Annotated in this window: 16 protein-coding genes; 6 read left to right on the forward strand and 10 right to left on the reverse strand. The window is 60.8% G+C overall.

The window, feature by feature from the left end:
- Positions 1–4: 4 nt before the first annotated feature.
- From FD715_RS01455 to pgk, 5 genes are all read right to left on the reverse strand, one after another.
- Positions 5–1,369, reverse strand: a complete 1,365-nt coding sequence (locus FD715_RS01455) for a pyruvate dehydrogenase complex E1 component subunit beta (RefSeq protein WP_147104131.1) — start codon at positions 1,367–1,369, stop codon at positions 5–7.
- Between the two features lie 14 nt (positions 1,370–1,383).
- The gene (gene pdhA / locus FD715_RS01460; protein WP_147104132.1) at positions 1,384–2,394 is read right to left on the reverse strand and encodes a pyruvate dehydrogenase (acetyl-transferring) E1 component subunit alpha; all 1,011 of its coding nucleotides are present in this window, start codon (positions 2,392–2,394) and stop codon (positions 1,384–1,386) included.
- A gap of 127 nt (positions 2,395–2,521) precedes the next feature.
- Positions 2,522–2,821: a septum formation initiator family protein gene (locus FD715_RS01465; protein WP_147104135.1), complete on the reverse strand. Its 300-nt coding sequence runs from the start codon at positions 2,819–2,821 to the stop codon at positions 2,522–2,524.
- Positions 2,822–2,973: 152 nt separating this feature from the next.
- Positions 2,974–3,747, reverse strand: a complete 774-nt coding sequence (locus tag FD715_RS01470; RefSeq protein ID WP_147104138.1) for an SDR family oxidoreductase — start codon at positions 3,745–3,747, stop codon at positions 2,974–2,976.
- A 78-nt stretch (positions 3,748–3,825) separates the two neighbouring features.
- Positions 3,826–5,013, reverse strand: coding sequence for a phosphoglycerate kinase (pgk, locus tag FD715_RS01475; RefSeq protein WP_147104140.1), 1,188 nt, complete (start codon positions 5,011–5,013; stop codon positions 3,826–3,828).
- Positions 5,014–5,142: 129 nt separating this feature from the next.
- Between pgk and FD715_RS01480 the strand changes: the two genes are divergently transcribed.
- The gene (locus FD715_RS01480) at positions 5,143–5,652 is read left to right on the forward strand and encodes a peptidylprolyl isomerase (RefSeq protein ID WP_039687495.1); all 510 of its coding nucleotides are present in this window, start codon (positions 5,143–5,145) and stop codon (positions 5,650–5,652) included.
- Positions 5,642–6,202, forward strand: a complete 561-nt coding sequence (locus FD715_RS01485; protein ID WP_147104143.1) for a peptidylprolyl isomerase — start codon at positions 5,642–5,644, stop codon at positions 6,200–6,202. The genes FD715_RS01480 and FD715_RS01485 overlap by 11 nt, the downstream gene beginning before the upstream one ends.
- 113 nt (positions 6,203–6,315) lie before the next feature.
- Here FD715_RS01485 and FD715_RS01490 read toward each other — a convergent pair whose 3' ends face one another.
- The 4 genes from FD715_RS01490 to FD715_RS01505 form a co-directional block, all read right to left on the reverse strand.
- The gene (locus FD715_RS01490; protein WP_147104146.1) at positions 6,316–7,782 is read right to left on the reverse strand and encodes an MFS transporter; all 1,467 of its coding nucleotides are present in this window, start codon (positions 7,780–7,782) and stop codon (positions 6,316–6,318) included.
- A 10-nt stretch (positions 7,783–7,792) separates the two neighbouring features.
- Complete coding sequence (locus tag FD715_RS01495; RefSeq protein ID WP_147104149.1) at positions 7,793–8,308, reverse strand: polymer-forming cytoskeletal protein; 516 nt, start codon at positions 8,306–8,308, stop codon at positions 7,793–7,795.
- Positions 8,298–9,629, reverse strand: coding sequence for a M23 family metallopeptidase (locus tag FD715_RS01500; RefSeq protein WP_147104152.1), 1,332 nt, complete (start codon positions 9,627–9,629; stop codon positions 8,298–8,300). Before FD715_RS01500 ends, FD715_RS01495 begins: the two co-directional genes overlap by 11 nt.
- A gap of 183 nt (positions 9,630–9,812) precedes the next feature.
- Positions 9,813–10,622 carry a ferritin-like domain-containing protein gene (locus FD715_RS01505; protein ID WP_147104156.1) on the reverse strand — a complete coding sequence of 270 codons (810 nt, stop codon included), beginning with the start codon at positions 10,620–10,622 and terminating at the stop codon, positions 9,813–9,815.
- Between the two features lie 672 nt (positions 10,623–11,294).
- Here FD715_RS01505 and FD715_RS01510 point away from each other — a divergent pair.
- The 4 genes from FD715_RS01510 to FD715_RS01525 all read left to right on the forward strand — a co-directional run bounded on the left by FD715_RS01510 (position 11,295) and on the right by FD715_RS01525 (position 14,861).
- Positions 11,295–11,768, forward strand: a complete 474-nt coding sequence (locus tag FD715_RS01510; protein WP_147104159.1) for a YHS domain-containing (seleno)protein — start codon at positions 11,295–11,297, stop codon at positions 11,766–11,768.
- 346 nt (positions 11,769–12,114) lie between these two features.
- Positions 12,115–13,146, forward strand: coding sequence for an AraC family transcriptional regulator (locus FD715_RS01515; protein WP_147104162.1), 1,032 nt, complete (start codon positions 12,115–12,117; stop codon positions 13,144–13,146).
- A gap of 178 nt (positions 13,147–13,324) precedes the next feature.
- Positions 13,325–14,530 (forward strand): acyl-CoA dehydrogenase family protein, encoded by a 1,206-nt coding sequence (locus tag FD715_RS01520; RefSeq protein ID WP_147104165.1) that lies wholly within the window; start codon positions 13,325–13,327, stop codon positions 14,528–14,530.
- Between the two features lie 79 nt (positions 14,531–14,609).
- Positions 14,610–14,861: a hypothetical protein gene (locus FD715_RS01525; protein WP_147104168.1), complete on the forward strand. Its 252-nt coding sequence runs from the start codon at positions 14,610–14,612 to the stop codon at positions 14,859–14,861.
- Here the strand turns inward: FD715_RS01525 and bcp are convergent.
- Complete coding sequence (gene bcp, locus FD715_RS01530) at positions 14,848–15,309, reverse strand: thioredoxin-dependent thiol peroxidase (RefSeq protein ID WP_147104170.1); 462 nt, start codon at positions 15,307–15,309, stop codon at positions 14,848–14,850. The genes FD715_RS01525 and bcp overlap by 14 nt on opposite strands.
- Between the last annotated feature and the right edge of the window lie 4 nt (positions 15,310–15,313).

Genomic DNA, 15,313 nt, shown 5'->3' on the forward strand with positions numbered 1-15,313 from the left:
CTCCTTAGCGGTAGGTGACTTGCTTGACGGCTTCGATGACCTCAGCCGTTGTGATCAGTGCGTGCTTTTCGAGGTTCGCGGCATAGGGCATTGGCACATCCTTGCCCGTGCAGTTGATCACCGGCGCGTCGAGATAATCGAATGCCTGCTGCATGATGACCGAACTGATGTAGTTGCCGACGGACCCTTGTGGCCAGCCTTCCTCGACCGTCACGCAGCGGTTCGTTTTCATCACTGAGTTGAGGATCGTGCTGGTGTCCATGGGGCGGAGTGTGCGCAGGTCGATGACCTCGGCGCTGATGCCGTCCTCGGCCAGTTTGTCCGCCGCTTCCAGCGCGTATTGCATGCCGATGCCAAAGGATACGATGGTGACGTCATCGCCTTCACGCCAGATGCGGGCTTTGCCAAAGGGCACGGTAAAGTCGTCCATGTCCGGCACGTCGAAGGTGCGGCCATAGAGGATTTCGTTTTCCAGGAAGATGACCGGGTTGGGGTCGCGGATTGCCGTTTTCATCAGCCCTTTGGCGTCCGAGGCCGAGTAGGGCATGACCACCTTGAGGCCCGGCACCTGCATGTACCATGCCGCGTAATCCTGAGAGTGCTGGGCGCCCACGCGGGCGGCCGCACCGTTGGGACCGCGGAACACCATGGGCGCGCCCATCTGACCGCCTGACATATACAGCGTCTTGGCGGCAGAGTTGATGATCTGATCGATCGCCTGCATGGCGAAGTTGAAGGTCATGAACTCGACGATGGGGCGCAGACCGCCGAACGCCGCACCTACACCGATCCCGGCAAAGCCGTGCTCGGTGATAGGGGTGTCGATCACGCGCTTGGCGCCGAACTCGTCCAGCAGCCCTTGGGACACCTTGTAAGCACCCTGATATTCGGCCACTTCCTCACCCATCAGGAACACGGTGTCGTCGGCGCGCATCTCTTCGGCCATGGCGTCGCGCAGTGCCTCGCGGACGGTCTGTTCCTTCATGGCCGTGCCTTCAGGCCAGTCAGGCGTCAGATCCACCTGTGGTGCGGCAGGCGCTGCCGCGACAGCGGTCGGCGCAGGGGCTTCTGCAGCGGGGGCTTCGGCTGCTGGGGCAGGGGTAGCGGATACGTCGCCAACCTCTTCACCTTCCTCAACCAGAATTGCGATAGGCGTGTTGACCTTCACCCCCTCGGTGCCTTCCGCGATCAGGATCTTGCCGACGATCCCCTCATCGACCGCTTCGAACTCCATCGTGGCCTTGTCGGTTTCGATCTCGGCCATGATGTCACCGGACGACACCGTATCGCCCTCTTTCACCAGCCATTTCGCCAGCGTACCTTCCTCCATCGTGGGGGACAAGGCGGGCATCAGAATTTCGGTTGCCATGTCAGTGTCTCCCTTCAGGCGTTCTGCGGCGCCGCGTCGGCGTAAATGTCAGTCCAAAGCTCGTCGAGATGCGGCTCCGGGCTCTCCTTCGCGAACTCGGCGGACGCGTTCACGATTTCCTTGATCTCCTTGTCGATGGCCTTCAGGTCATCTTCGCTGGCGTGCTTGCCGGTCAGCAGCATCGACCGCACCGCCTCGATCGGGTCACGTTCATCGCGCATCTTCTGCACCTCTTCGCGGGTCCGGTACTTGGCCGGATCGGACATGGAGTGGCCGCGATAGCGATAGGTCTTGATCTCCAGGATATACGGGCCCTTGCCAGCCCGGCAGTGGGCAACAGCTTTCTCGCCCGCGGCCTTCACCGCCAGCACATCCATGCCGTCCACTTCTTCACCCGGAATGCCATAGGCGGCACCACGCTCCCAATAGCTTGGGGACTTCGTTGACCGTTTGGTCGACGTGCCCATGGCGTACTGGTTGTTTTCAATGACAAACACGACAGGCAAATCCCACAGCTCAGCCATGTTGTAGGACTCGTAAACCTGCCCCTGGTTTGCCGCGCCATCGCCGAAATAAGTGAAGGTCACGCGCCCGTTCTCAAGATACTTGTCGGCAAAGGCCAAACCCGCACCCAGCGGTACCTGCGCCGCGACAATCCCGTGCCCCCCATAAAAATGCTTCTCTTTCGAGAACATGTGCATCGAGCCGCCCTTGCCCTTGGAATAGCCGCCCTCGCGGCCCGTCAGCTCAGCCATCACGCCATTGGGGTCCATGCCACAGGCCAGCATGTGGCCGTGATCGCGATAAGAGGTGATGCGCTTGTCGCCTTCCTCGGCGGCCGCTTCCAGGCCGACAACCACGGCTTCCTGCCCGATATACAGGTGACAGAACCCGCCAATCAGACCCATACCGTAAAGCTGCCCCGCCTTTTCCTCGAACCGGCGGATCAAAAGCATGTCGCGGTAGTAGCCTTTCAGCTCCTCCGCCGACACGTTCGGTTTACTTGCGGCTTTGCGTGCGGCCATGCGGCAACCTCCCGTAAATGAAATAGTTTAGCGTTAAACTATTCCCTACAGGATTCGGTTCCCATACGCGACAGTCAATTTGCCGCAACGGCAACTGCGCGCATGGCAGCCATGTTTTATTGGTAATTCAGCGAATGACGATCTCGTCGCTGCGGAGCATACCGAGGATCGACCGGGCCTGTTCATCCAGCAGATCAAGGTCCAGAAAGTCATCCGACAGCCGCCGCGTCAGGTTTTCCATCGTGGCGACTTGTGCCTGGACCTCGGCCAGTTGCCGTGACAGGTCGCGCGCCTCTGCCTCGATCTCGGCCCGGCGGAACACGCCGAAATCCCCCTGCACGGCGGCAAATGTGAAGTAGGTCGCCAGCGCGAACGCGACCGAGAAAAAGACGAATGTGCCCAATGCGGGACGTGCGGTACGGGTCATACTACTCTGCCTCTGCGCCGCCTCTCTGGGCGGTTTCCGTCACTATGACACAGGTGATTCGCGCTGTGAATCCCCTTTGTTTTATTTGGTCAAATTAGGCGGATGACGCATCCGCCTTACGGCGTAAGGCACATCCTGATGCGCCAGAGCCCTCAGTGCTTGCCCATCATCTGCGCTGCAATCCGTGTCGTGATCCCCCGCGGGCTGATGCGGGGCAGAAAGGCCATGATCTTGTTCATCACGCCCGGCACCACGATCCGCTTCCCGATCCGTGCCTGAAGCCAGCCGTCCTCGGCCACATCCTTGGCTTTCATGGGCTTGGTCATCTTCAGCAGGCGCACGCCATCCATACCCGCGTCTTCAAAGAAATTCGTGGCGGTCGCACCGGGGCAAAGGGCAGTGACGGTCACCTTTGAGCCGCGCAATTCCTCAGCCACCGCCTCGGACAGCGACAGGACATACGCCTTGGTGGCGTGATACACCGCCATGTTTGGACCGGGGGTAAAGCTCGCCACAGACGCGACGTTCAGAATGCGTCCCTTGGGCAGCGCATTCATATGCGGGATCGCCAGCTTCATCAGCCGCGTCAGCGCCAGCATGTTGACGTTGATTGAGGTCAACTCGCGGGCCCATCCCTGACCCTCGTCAAAGGGGCCATTATAGCCAAGGCCCGCATTGTTCACGAGCACGTCGATCTCGCGCCCGTCCGTGGCCTCAGCCCACAGCCGCTCCACCTCGTCCATGTCCGACAGATCGGCGGGGATGACCACGACGTCGACACCCCGCGCGCGCACCTCGTCCGCGACGGCGTTCAGCTTGTCTTCGGACCGCGCTGTCAGGATCAGGTTGCGCTGTTCCTTGGCTGCGATGCGCGCAAATTCCACGCCCAAGCCTTCGGATGCGCCGGTGATAAGTGTCCAGGCCATGTGATGATCCCCGTATTTACTGCCTCAATATGGGGTCATATGGGGCCGGGGTGTCACGCCGCCAAGCGGCGCGCGCGCTTATTGCATCAATGCCGCAACGCCGGGCAGTTCCTTGCCCTCCATCCATTCCAGGAAGGCCCCCCCGGCGGTGGAGATATAGGTAAAGTCGTCGGCCACGCCCGCCTGGTTCAACGCCGCCACGGTGTCACCGCCGCCGGCAACTGTGACCAGCTTGCCCGCTTTCGTCAGCTCTGCCGCCGCTTTGGCAGCGGCCATGGTTGCGGTGTCGAAGGGCGCAATTTCAAAGGCCCCCAGCGGCCCGTTCCAGATCAAGGTTTCCAAATCGTCAAAGCACCGCGCGATGGCCTCCGCCGCTGCATCGCCCGCATCCAGAACCATTTGATCTTCGGCCAGCGCAGTGTCTTGCCCAAGGGCAATCACCTCATGTGCTGCGCCCGCCTTGAACTCCCGCGCGACACGCCCGTCACTGGGCAGGATCACCTCGCACCCGGCCTCTTTCGCCGCCGCCATGATGTCCCGCGCGGTGTCATGCAAGTCCGCCTCTTGCAGCGACGCCCCAAGGTCCGCACCCTGCGCGGCAATGAACGTGTTGGCCATACCGCCGCCAATGATCAGCACGTCGATCTTCTTCACAAGGTTCTGCAGCAGGTCCAGCTTGGTCGACACCTTGGCTCCGCCGACTACAGCACCAACGGGGCGCTTGGGCGTGGACAGCGCCGCCTCCAACGCCTCCAGTTCGGCCTGCATCAACCGGCCTGCACAATTGGGCAGCAGATGCGCGACCCCAGTGGTCGAGGCATGCGCCCGGTGCGCGGCCGAGAAGGCATCGTTGCAATAGACGTCGCCCAGCGTCGCGAGAAACTGCGCCATCTGCGGATCGTTGGCTTCTTCCATTGCCGAGAAGCGGGTGTTTTCCACGAGGATCACCGCGTCGCTTGGCTGCTGATCAATCCAGTCCCGGCTGGGACGCTCAACGAAAGTGACGGGGCAGCCAAAGGCTGCTTCGAGGGCAGGGACCAAAGGCTGCAAGGACATCTCCGGATTGGGCTTCCCCTTGGGCCGTCCGAAATGCGCCAGCAGCACCGGGCTTCCGCCTTTGGCACGGATGTCGGTGATGGTTGGCACGATCCGTTCGATCCGCGTGGCGTCCGTGACGCGGCCGTTCTCCATGGGGACGTTGATGTCCACACGGGTCAGCACGCGTTTGGACTTGAGGTCCATGTCGTCCAGCGATTTCCAGCCCATCTCGCGCACTCCTCCATTCAGCGGTCGGCCCTTCCATCGCGGCAAATGCCCCTTGGGTCAACCGGGTGACTTGTCCCTCGGCGTCCACAGGCTTAGGTAGGTGCCCAACCTGAACGGAAAGAGGCAGATATGGCCGAGATCAAAGACCCCGAAAACACGATCCTGATGGAGCTGAAGGGCGGCACCGTCACCATCCAGCTGCTGCCCGACGTGGCCCCGCAGCACGTGGAGCGGATGAAGGAACTGGCCCGTGCGGGCGAGTATGACAACGTCGCCTTCCACCGCGTGATCGACGGCTTCATGGCGCAGACGGGCGACGTGCAGCACGGCGACATGGAAGACGGGTTCAACATCCGCATGGCGGGCACCGGTGGCTCGGACAAGCCCGATCTGCCAGCCGAGTTCTCCAAGATCCCGCACGCCCGCGGCTCGCTGGGTGCAGCCCGCTCGGCGAACCCGAACAGTGCCAACTCGCAGTTCTTCATCAACTTCAAGGACAATGATTTCCTGAACGGGCAGTACACAGTCTACGGCCAGGTGATCGAAGGCATGGAACATGTCGACGCCATCACCCGCGGCGAGCCGCCAGCCGAGCCCGACCGGATGATCAGCGTCAAGGTGGCCGCCGATGTGGCGTAACCTGATCGCCGCTGCAGCCCTCGCTGTCCCGGCGGGGACAGCGCTGGCGTCGGGACTTGAGATCGACGTGGCGGGGGAGGCCAATGGCACCATCGCCATTGATCTGCTCGAGGATACGGCGCCGCAACACGTCGCGCGCATCACGGCCTTGGCCGAGGGTGGCGAGTATGATGGTGTGGCCTTTCACCGCGTGATCGACGGGTTCATGGCGCAGACGGGGGACGTGCAATTTGGTGACACGACTGCCGACTATAATGGCCGTCGTGCGGGGACTGGTGGGTCGGATCAACCCGATCTGCCTGCGGAGTTTTCGGACATCACCTTTGACCGTGGTGTCGTGGGCATGGCCCGCTCCCAGAGCCCGAACAGTGCCAACAGCCAGTTCTTTATCATGTTCCAGCCGGGGCCGTTTCTGGACGGGCAATACACCGTGGTGGGCCGCGTGACATCGGGGCTTGAGGTGCTGGATCAGATCAAGCGGGGGCATCCTCGTTCCGGGGCCATTACAGGCGCGCCGGATGTGATGACGAAGGTCACTGTTACCGAATAAAAATCTGTCCCCGCGGGGACAGATTTGGAGGGCGCGAGTTTTTCGCGCCCTTTTTTGCTGTCAGAGCAGACTCTTATCTGGCGATCTTCACCTTACTCGCAAATTAACGAAGGTTAGGATTTGGTTACGCCACGGGTCAGCCAGCCGAGGGCGGAGCTGATCAGGGCGAGCGCAGTGGCGACCCAGGCGAGGCCGGAAAAGGCTGCTGTCATGGCTGCGCCATGCCCGGCCGTATCGCTGTCTATCCCGAAGCTCGCCAACCCACCGGCACCCGTATAAAGCGCGGCCACGACCCCGCCCACAGCCGCGACGGAGATCAGGCCCGCCATGCGGGTAACGGCGTTATTGATGCCTGAGGCTATGCCGGATTGATCCTCTTCCACTGCGCCCATGACGGCGGTGGAGAGGGGGGCGACAACCGCGGCCATGCCGAGGCCCACAAGGCACATGGCGGGCAGCACGTGGGCCCAGAAGTTCTGATACGGCGCGAGGAGGGCCATGGTGGCGTAGCCCATGGCCACGACGAGCGAGCCGCCCATGAGAAGCGGTGCGGGGCCGATGCGGTCGGCGAGTTTGCCCGCGCGTGCAGAGAGCAGGGAGATGAACACGGACATTGGCGCGAAGGCGGCGGCGGTTTCGATCTCGGTCAGGCCCCAACCGGCGATGAAGGTCATGGGCATGAAGAAGAACATGATCGAGAGCGCGGAATAGAGCGTGAAGCTGAGCGCGTTCGCGGCAGAGAAGGAGCGGGACGCGAAAAGCGTGAGCGGCATCATGGGATGGTCGCTGCGGCTTTGGCTCCAGAGGAAGACGAGGAGCATCGTGCCGCCGCCTGCGAGCCAGAGGGTGGCGTCGCCGCCATGGTCGAGCGAGGTGAGGCCCCAGGCAAGGGCGAGGAGGGCGACGGTTGCCGTGAACGCACCCGGAATGTCGACGCGTGCGTCGTTCTTTGTCGGGTCATCGCCCAGATGCCGCCAAAGAAGGTAGAGCGCGAAGCCGCCAAGAGGCAGGTTGATGGCGAAGATCCAGCGCCACATTTCCGGCCCGCCGATGGTCAGGGCAAGCCCTCCGATAATGGGTCCGGCGGCGGTTGTCAGGGCCGAAGCCGCAGCCCAGATGCCGATGGCGCGACCGCGGCTTTCGCGGGGGTAGGCGCGGGCGATCAAGGCCAGTGAGCCCGGCACCATAATGGCGGCCCCGATGCCCTGCACGGCGCGGGCGATGACCATGAACCACGCGCCAGGTGCTACGGCGCAGAAGATGGAGGCCACCACAAAAAGCGCGATCCCGAGGCCAAAGACGCGGCCCAGTCCAAAGCGGTCGCCCATGGCTCCGCCGACCAGGATCAGCGCGGAGAGTGTGAGCATATAGGCGTTGTGGATCCACTGCGCCTGCACCAGATCCGCGCCGAGACTGTCGCGCATGGCAGGCAAGGCGATGGCAACGACAGTGCCGTCGATGAAGCCCAGGGCAGAGGCGAGTATGGCGGCGACAAGGATGTAGGGACGGCTGCGTTCGGCGCAGAACCCCGCATGAAAAACGGGCGCCGCAGAGGTCTGGGGCGCCCGTGTTTCGGTCATGTCGGAGACCTTAGCCGTTGTTTGGCTGCGGGGCCGGTGCCGGTTGGTGCTGTGGCTTGGGCTTGGCGCCGCCCGCGTTCAGCGGATCGTCCTGACGTTGCACGGAGCCTTCGAAATGGGCGCCGGATTCGATGGCGATGGTCTTGTGGATGATGTCGCCTTCGACCCGTGCGGTCGAGGTTAGGCGCACCTTGAGGCCACGCACGCGGCCCACGATGCGGCCGTTGATCACGACATCGTCGGCGACAACTTCGCCCTTGATCGTGGCGCTTTCGCCGATGGTCAGCAGGTGGGCGCGAATGTCGCCTTCGACCGTGCCTTCGACCTGGATGTCGCCGGTGGTTTTCATGTTGCCGGTGATGTGCAGATCAGCCGACAGCAGCGAGGCGGGTGGTTTCGCTTTGGGCGCGCTGGCCTTGAATTCGCTTTGCGGTTTGGAAGCTGCGGGGGCAGGGGCGGCCGGTGCCGCAGGTTTGGCCGCGTCCGTGCTCGGGCCAGGTTCGTTGATTTTGCTCTTAGAAAACATCGTTGGCTGCCTTGATATAGATCATCGGGTTGACGGCTTTTCCGCCGACGCGGACTTCGTAGTGCAGGTGCACGCCAGTGACCCGTCCAGACGCTCCCATATCACCTATCCGGTCCCCGCGCGAGACCTTTTGACCAACTTTCACACGAAGCCGTGAGAGGTGCGCGTAGCGGGTTTCAATCCCGAATTCATGTTGAATTTTGACAAGTCGTCCGTAGCCCGATTGCCAGCCTGCATGGGTGACGACGCCGTCAGCTGTAGCATAAAGCGGGGTGCCGACCGACGCGGCGAAGTCGACGCCGTTGTGCATCCGCCGCCCGCCGGTTTTGGGGTCGCGGCGGAAGCCGAAGCCGGATGTGAAGCGGAAGGAATCCTTGACCGGTGTTGCGAATGGCGCCTTTTGCGCGGCAATCCGGTAGAGGTTGAGCGTGTCCATCTGGTTCAGCAGACGGTTGGCGCGGCGTGTGTCTGGGCTGGGCTCTTCGCCGCGGGTCGAGAACGACAGGGGCGTGAGCGGGCCGCCCTGGCCGGAATAGCCGCGCCGCACCTCTTCGATGATCCGGTCGGTCGGCATGCCTGCGGCGCGGAACATCTTGTCGAGCGGTGCGACCGAGACGGTCATCGCCTCTTCCAGCTGGCGGAAAATCTGGTCGTTCTGCTCTTTCATGAGCGCAATCTCGGTCGCCATCTCGTCGGCGGCGAGCAGGGCGTCTTGCGCGTCTTTCTCGATTTGGTCGCGTTCGGCTGCGGTTTTGGCGAGCGCCTCGGCCACGAAATCTATGGGTGCGCCACCAGAATTTGCGGCCAGCGCTGTGCCGCCCCCTCCGCTTTCGACCTGCTCTTGCAGTTCGGCAAGCTGGTTTCGGGCGGCTTCGCGGTCTTTCATGGTGCCGCGCAGGGTGGACTGGATCACCTCGATCCCCGTCTCAAGTTCGCGACGGCGGGTTTCGGACGCCAGCAGTTCGGACTGCATGACCGAGATCTGTTCGAGGGCTGCGTTGAAGCGGTTCTGGGCGGCGAGCGCTTCTTCGGCGCGGGCGTCACGCTGGCCGGCAAGGTCGTTCAGACGTGCCTCGTAGGTGCGTTGATCGCGCTTGGCCTGTTCGCGGAAATTGCCCGACCCGATGCTGTCCATCAGCAGGATGGCGGTGGCGATGATGGCCCAGGCGACGAGGAAGGAGCTGCCAGTGAATGCGATCAGTTGCGTGCCGGGACGCAGGCGGATGAACCGGGTGTCATTGTCCGATTTCAGGAAAACGCGCCGTTCGGGAAAATAATGTTCCAGCAGGCCGTGCCATTTGATCGCGAGGCGTGTTCGCAAGATCCTCGTCCTTTGTCCCATCCCAATCGCGGCGTTCATATCCCCAAACACGACGCCTTGACGCCTGTGCATAAAGTCACAGCGCATTGGCGGCAAGTCTGACGTGGCGATCTGGCGGAAAGCGGTGCGGAAATGTACCAGATTGGCGGAAATCCGCCCATCTTGCCATACGTTTACGTCTGGTCAGTCGGCAACCGCGAGGGGCCAGTAGAAATCGGGCGGCAAGCCTGCCTCGGCCCTCTTTTCCTCGTTGAAGGGAGGTTTGAGGGGGCTGTGGAAGTAGCGTTGGACGAGGCTGTGAAAGGCGTCCTTGGGGTCGAGGTTGTCGCGGCCGCACAGGAAGTGGAACCATTTTGAGCCGTAGGCGACGTGGGCGACTTCTTCGGCGTAGATGGTTTCGAGTGCGGCGACGGCGCTGTCAGCGCCTGCCTTGCGGAAGATGTCGATCATACCCGGCGTGACGTCGAGGCCGCGGGCTTCGAGCACCATGGGCACGACGGCGAGACGGCCCATGAAGTCCTGCGCTGTGTCTTCGGCGGCACGCCACATGCCCGCGTGGGCGGGCAAGGCGCCGTAGTGGCTGCCCAGCTCTTCGAGGCAGTCGCACATCAGATTGAAGTGCTTGGATTCTTCGTCTGCCGCCTTCACCCAGTCGTCGTAGAAGCCCATGGGCATTGGCACGTGGGTGAAGCGGGCGATGATGTCCCAATGCAGGTCAACCGCATTGAGTTCGATATGCGCCACCGCGTGCAGCAGGGCGATGCGGCCCTGGGGTGAGCCGGGGCGGCGGCGGGGGACGTCGCGAGGGCTGAGCAGCTCGGGCTGATCGGGCCGTGCGGGGTGCAAGGGCGGATCGGCGGTGCCGATGTCGGGCGTCTGACCATCGGCGCGGGCGTCTTTCCATTCGGCTGCGAGTTTGCGCGACAGGGCGGTCTTTTCCCGACCATCCGCGGTGCGCAGCACGGCCTCGGCCATTTGAGCGAGCGGCATCATGGTGCTGGGGTGGGCAGGTTGGCCCTGGACGTTGCGGAGGTGTGTTCGAGCTTTGGCATGTGTCCTGATCCCGGCAATTCCGTCAGCGGTGGCCCGCTCATGACTTTTAGCATAGGCGTCCACGGTTCAACGGTATCCACGGATCGTGGGTGTCCTACAAGGGGGATGGTGTTGTGGGCCCGGTTAGGCTGCTTCTTGAATGCCGTTGTTCGGGGCGCGTCAGATTGGGTGAACTGAGTGCGGAAGGCAGTAGGCGTCGGGCGGTCGCGGCATAGGGATGCGCGGTGTGTCATATTGTTCTTGTGCGCATGCGGTGGATGGCGGGTTGGAGCCTGTTTTTGCCAGTTCCGCGGCTTGGGTGAAGGCCGATCCTTCCAAGATTGAGACGTTTTAGGTCACGCAAACAAACGAAGTTTTTATGTGCGGTGAAGAGGTCCAGGCGACCTCGCGTGAGGCAGCGAGAGCGCTCAATATTTCTCTTTTAAATCAGGGCAGCGTCGCATTGGGAGCGATCAACTAAAGCTGTTTAATCTGTTAAGTCGACGTGATTGGCAAATACTTGAGAACGATTGCGAAAATCTAATTTTTATTCCGTGCCCTGTCAGAAAACCAACTCAAGTTTTGATTGGGCCGACCTGAACCAACTCGACTGACACCAACTGGAGGAAGACTATGACGTTTCTGAAAAAAGTGGGACCTGCGGCACTCTTCGCGACCGTTTTCGCAGCAAGCGGCGCTTTTGCAGCGGATGAAGTGTTCATCTCGGACGCTGACAAAGGGATTGCGATCAACGGGTACGATCCCGTCGCTTACCACACGGATGGGAAGCCGGTGAAAGGCAGTGCCGACTGGAAGTACGAACACGAAGGTGCGGTCTACAAATTCTCCTCGGAAGCAAACAAGAAAGCCTTCAAAGCTGAGCCTGCAAAGTTCGCGCCGGCATTTGGCGGTTGGTGCACAGTAGGCACGAGCAAAGGCAAGAAAATCGCGACCCAGCCTGAGCTTTTCGCGATCGTCGACGGGACGCTTTACCTGAACTCGTCTGACGGCGCGCACAACCTGTTCAAGAAGGACAAGCCCGGCACAATCGACACGGCAGAGTCGAAATGGACCAAAATTGAAAGCACGCCTGCCGCAGAGCTCTGACGATACGGTTTTACCTTTTTTGGGAGCGCGAGTTTTCTGCGCTCCCATAACGAATTGCGATGCGCGGGCAATCTGTAAGTGAAAAATGGTCGGTTTTGATTTCGGGATGGGTCGTCACCGAAACTGGCCATTGCAGTAGCGTTGGCTTTCGCCACTTTTTTCATTGAGATGAGATTTTAGCTGAGAACCCAAGGTCAGCGTCGGGTTGGCCGCAGCTAGGGTTTCCAGTCCATCGCAAGGCAGAAAAATCCGCACATCAGACGCCACCCTCTGGGCGACCCGATGACCAAGAAGCGGACCAGTCCTGAACTTCACCGCTGGTTTGTTCAGTGATACCTAGTGCTGAATGGCCGACGAAGTCACACCAACACTCTACTCAACTGTATCACGCCAGTTCATCGCAGATTGGCTGTCCGCGTTGCGTCCCCTTTGTACGGGCGCCGAATACCGCTCATTCTTGGATCGCGCTGATCTAATGGTGGAGCGCATGCCGTCGCAAGGCCGGGTGACGTTGGATCAAATCGTTTGTCTGTACCAACTTACAGCGATTGAGACCGGCGATGAAATGATGGGGCTTTGGTCGCGCCCCATCCGTCCGCGCGCTTTGCAGCATCTTCTGGCGTCGGTCCGCGAAGCGACATCTTTGGCCTCTGCACTGTTTCGGTTTTCGACGTTCTGGAACCTGCTGCTTGATGACTATCAGTTCGAATTGATTGAAAATGAGGCGGAGTTGGCACTGGCGCTCATGCCAAAAGGTGATCAGACGGCACAGCGTTTTGGGCATATGCTGATCCTTAAGCTGGCACATGGTCTGCTGTCTTGGCTCGCGCGGCATGAGGTGCCTGTAAAACAGGTAGGTTTTGCCTTTGAGCGACCTGAGTTCGAAGAAGACTATGCCGTCGTCTTTCCCGCGCCTGTTCGGTTCAGCCAACCGGCAACTTCGATTTCCTTTTCACACGATGTGTTAGGACAGGTTCAGGCGCGCAGTTCGGCAGATCTGGATCGCTTTCTGGAAAACGCGCCGCGCGATTGGATCTTCACACGGTCCCAGCAGCATACACAGTCTTTGCGTGTCCGGACCTACCTGAGCCAGACAGCGTGGGACAAAGCCAACCTTACGGGCGCTGCAACTGCGATGCACATGACCCCGCGCACGTTGATCCGTAAGTTGGAGGCTGACGGGACGACGTTTCAGTCCATCAAGGATGCCTTGCGTCGCGATATCGCGATTCGCCATCTGCAAATGGGCCAGCACAGCATCGAGGCCATCGCCCATGAGGTCGGGTTTTCGTCGGCTGCCAATTTCCACAAAGCGTTTCAAAGGTGGACTGGAAACACGCCGAGTTCGTATCGGCGCGCTCTTTCACCAGATGGTTGATTTGTCACTTCTCGACAATACTCTGTCACCTCGAGAGAAAGACGCAGTCGATCCAAGTTGCTACAGTGGCAGCAGAAATATCGACCCCAACCTCTTGTACGCACCTTGCGCGCTTCGCGTCGTTTTACCTTAGAACGGCAGAATACGACAGCGTACGCCTCTCAGAAGGATGAATGCCATGTCGGACAAACTAGACGCTATTCTCGCAGCAGCCCGTAGTCACGCCACCAATGTCATCGCGCCCAACGTGGATGCCTGGAACGCCTCAAAGTCATGGCCCCGCGACGCATCGGACAAGGCGGGGGCCGCTGGTCTGACCGGGCTTTATGCCCCCGAGGAATGGGGCGGGCAGGGCTTGTCTTTGTCGGAAGGTATTCAGGTTTACGAACAGCTGGGGCTTGGGGATGGCGCCTATGCCTTCGCCCTTTCGATGCACAATATCTGCACCTTTGCCGGCTGCGGATATGGCACCGAAGCGTTCAAGGAAAAATGGGCGCGCGATTTGACCTCGGGTCGCAAGCTGGCGAATTTTGCACTGACAGAGCCTCAATCCGGCTCGGACCCGATGAAGATGTACACACGTGCCACGATCAATGACGATGCCACCTGGACAATCAGCGGCTCGAAAGCGTGGGTCAGCTTGGCGACCGAGGCGGATGTTTACTTTACCGTCGTCAAGACCAGTGATGCCCCCGGCCACAAAGACATGGCAATGATCGCCATTCCCGCAGACGCGCCAGGGATCAGCTTTGGCCCGCTTTATGACACCCCGTCTTACAACTTCCTGCCGATGTCCGAGATGTACCTCGACAAGGTGGTGGTCAGTGAGGAAAACATCATCCTCTCCATCGGTCAGGGTCTACAAGGATCTCTGATGGCGATCGACATTGCGCGGGTCTCCATCGCGTCCGGCTGCTGTGGTTTGATGCAAGCCGCTCTTGATACTGCGCTGTCTTATTCCAAAAACCGTAAGATGTTTGGGGGTAAAAACCTCGACCTTGATGGAATACAGTGGATGCTGGGCGAAGTAGCAACGGACCTCGAAGCATCCAAGCTGCTCTACCGCAAAGCCGCCGAGGCGCTTGGCACACCAGAGGGCCCTTTGATGGCTGCCCATGCCAAACGCTTTGTCCCCGATGCTGCTGTGAAGGCCGCCAACACCTGCACGCAGGTGCTGGGTGGGATGGGGCTTTTGCAACCCTACGGATTGGACCGTCTTTCCCGGCTAGCTCAGATGCTACGGATTGTTGACGGCACGACCGAGATCAGTCGCGTCGTTATTGGGCGCGCTTTGCAAAAGCGTGCAGCAAGCCTGCCGGATTTGACGGTACCTCGAGGGTTTGGTGAGAAGGCAACAGCTCCTACCGCTGTTGCGGCTGAGTGAACCGCTTTTATTGGCAGAGACTAGTAACGGTCGTTTATAGTTCAGCTTTAAACGGCCGTTTAGCCTTGTAAATCCGCCGTTGGCGAAAACCGGCAAAACGGGGCTCGCCATTGCCCAAGGCTCGGTTTCGGATTGCTGGGAGCTGGCGTTGACAGTGTTCCAGACGGCGAGCTTGGCGGCTGCTTTCGATGTGCGGCGCTCGCGTGACCGCAAGCGCCGCATTGTTCTGTGCGCAGCAGGGAAGGCACGTTCCGCAGCACTCTCCCACACGAATACGCTTGCCGATACGTTGGAACGCATCGGCAGGCTGCAGTGGATCACAAGGCTTTGACCGCGGCCAGAACGGCCTCGGCGTGGCCGGGGACCTTTACCTTGGGCCAGGTCATTGCCACGTTGCCCGCCGCGTCGATCAGGTAGGTGGTGCGTTCGATGCCCATGTACTTTTTGCCGTACATGTTCTTTTCCTTCCACACGCCGTAGTCCTCGCAGACCGAGCCGTGTTCGTCCGACAGAAGCCCCACGGTCAGCTCGCGTTTCTTGGCGAATTTGGCGTGGCTGGCGACGCTGTCCTTGGAGATGCCGAAGATCTTGGCACCGGCGGCCTGGAATTCGGACAGGTGTTCGGAAAAGGCGATGGATTCCTTGGTGCAGCCGGGCGTGTCGTCGCGCGGATAGAAATAGAGGACAACCGGGCCGCCCTGGAGTGCCGAGAGCGTCACGTCGTTGCCGTCCGCGTCGGGCAGCGTGAAATCAGGGGCGGGCGAAGCGATGTCGAGCATGTTT

The sequence above is a fragment of the Tateyamaria sp. syn59 genome, assembly GCF_007995245.1.
Taxonomy (GTDB): Bacteria; Pseudomonadota; Alphaproteobacteria; order Rhodobacterales; family Rhodobacteraceae; genus Tateyamaria.

What these genes read in the sequence shown, in the direction of transcription:
- FD715_RS01515 (WP_147104162.1), top strand. Translation starts at nt 12,115, where the DNA reads ATGGCCGACGAAGTCACACCAACACTCTACTCAACTGTATCACGCCAG.
- pdhA (WP_147104132.1), bottom strand. Translation starts at nt 2,394, where the DNA reads ATGGCCGCACGCAAAGCCGCAAGTAAACCGAACGTGTCGGCGGAGGAG.
- FD715_RS01480 (WP_039687495.1), top strand. Translation starts at nt 5,143, where the DNA reads ATGGCCGAGATCAAAGACCCCGAAAACACGATCCTGATGGAGCTGAAG.
- bcp (WP_147104170.1), bottom strand. Translation starts at nt 15,309, where the DNA reads ATGCTCGACATCGCTTCGCCCGCCCCTGATTTCACGCTGCCCGACGCG.
- FD715_RS01455 (WP_147104131.1), bottom strand. Translation starts at nt 1,369, where the DNA reads ATGGCAACCGAAATTCTGATGCCCGCCTTGTCCCCCACGATGGAGGAA.
- FD715_RS01465 (WP_147104135.1), bottom strand. Translation starts at nt 2,821, where the DNA reads ATGACCCGTACCGCACGTCCCGCATTGGGCACATTCGTCTTTTTCTCG.
- FD715_RS01490 (WP_147104146.1), bottom strand. Translation starts at nt 7,782, where the DNA reads ATGACCGAAACACGGGCGCCCCAGACCTCTGCGGCGCCCGTTTTTCAT.
- FD715_RS01505 (WP_147104156.1), bottom strand. Translation starts at nt 10,622, where the DNA reads ATGATGCCGCTCGCTCAAATGGCCGAGGCCGTGCTGCGCACCGCGGAT.
- pgk (WP_147104140.1), bottom strand. Translation starts at nt 5,013, where the DNA reads ATGGGCTGGAAATCGCTGGACGACATGGACCTCAAGTCCAAACGCGTG.
- FD715_RS01485 (WP_147104143.1), top strand. Translation starts at nt 5,642, where the DNA reads ATGTGGCGTAACCTGATCGCCGCTGCAGCCCTCGCTGTCCCGGCGGGG.
- FD715_RS01495 (WP_147104149.1), bottom strand. Translation starts at nt 8,308, where the DNA reads ATGTTTTCTAAGAGCAAAATCAACGAACCTGGCCCGAGCACGGACGCG.
- FD715_RS01520 (WP_147104165.1), top strand. Translation starts at nt 13,325, where the DNA reads ATGTCGGACAAACTAGACGCTATTCTCGCAGCAGCCCGTAGTCACGCC.
- FD715_RS01470 (WP_147104138.1), bottom strand. Translation starts at nt 3,747, where the DNA reads ATGGCCTGGACACTTATCACCGGCGCATCCGAAGGCTTGGGCGTGGAA.
- FD715_RS01510 (WP_147104159.1), top strand. Translation starts at nt 11,295, where the DNA reads ATGACGTTTCTGAAAAAAGTGGGACCTGCGGCACTCTTCGCGACCGTT.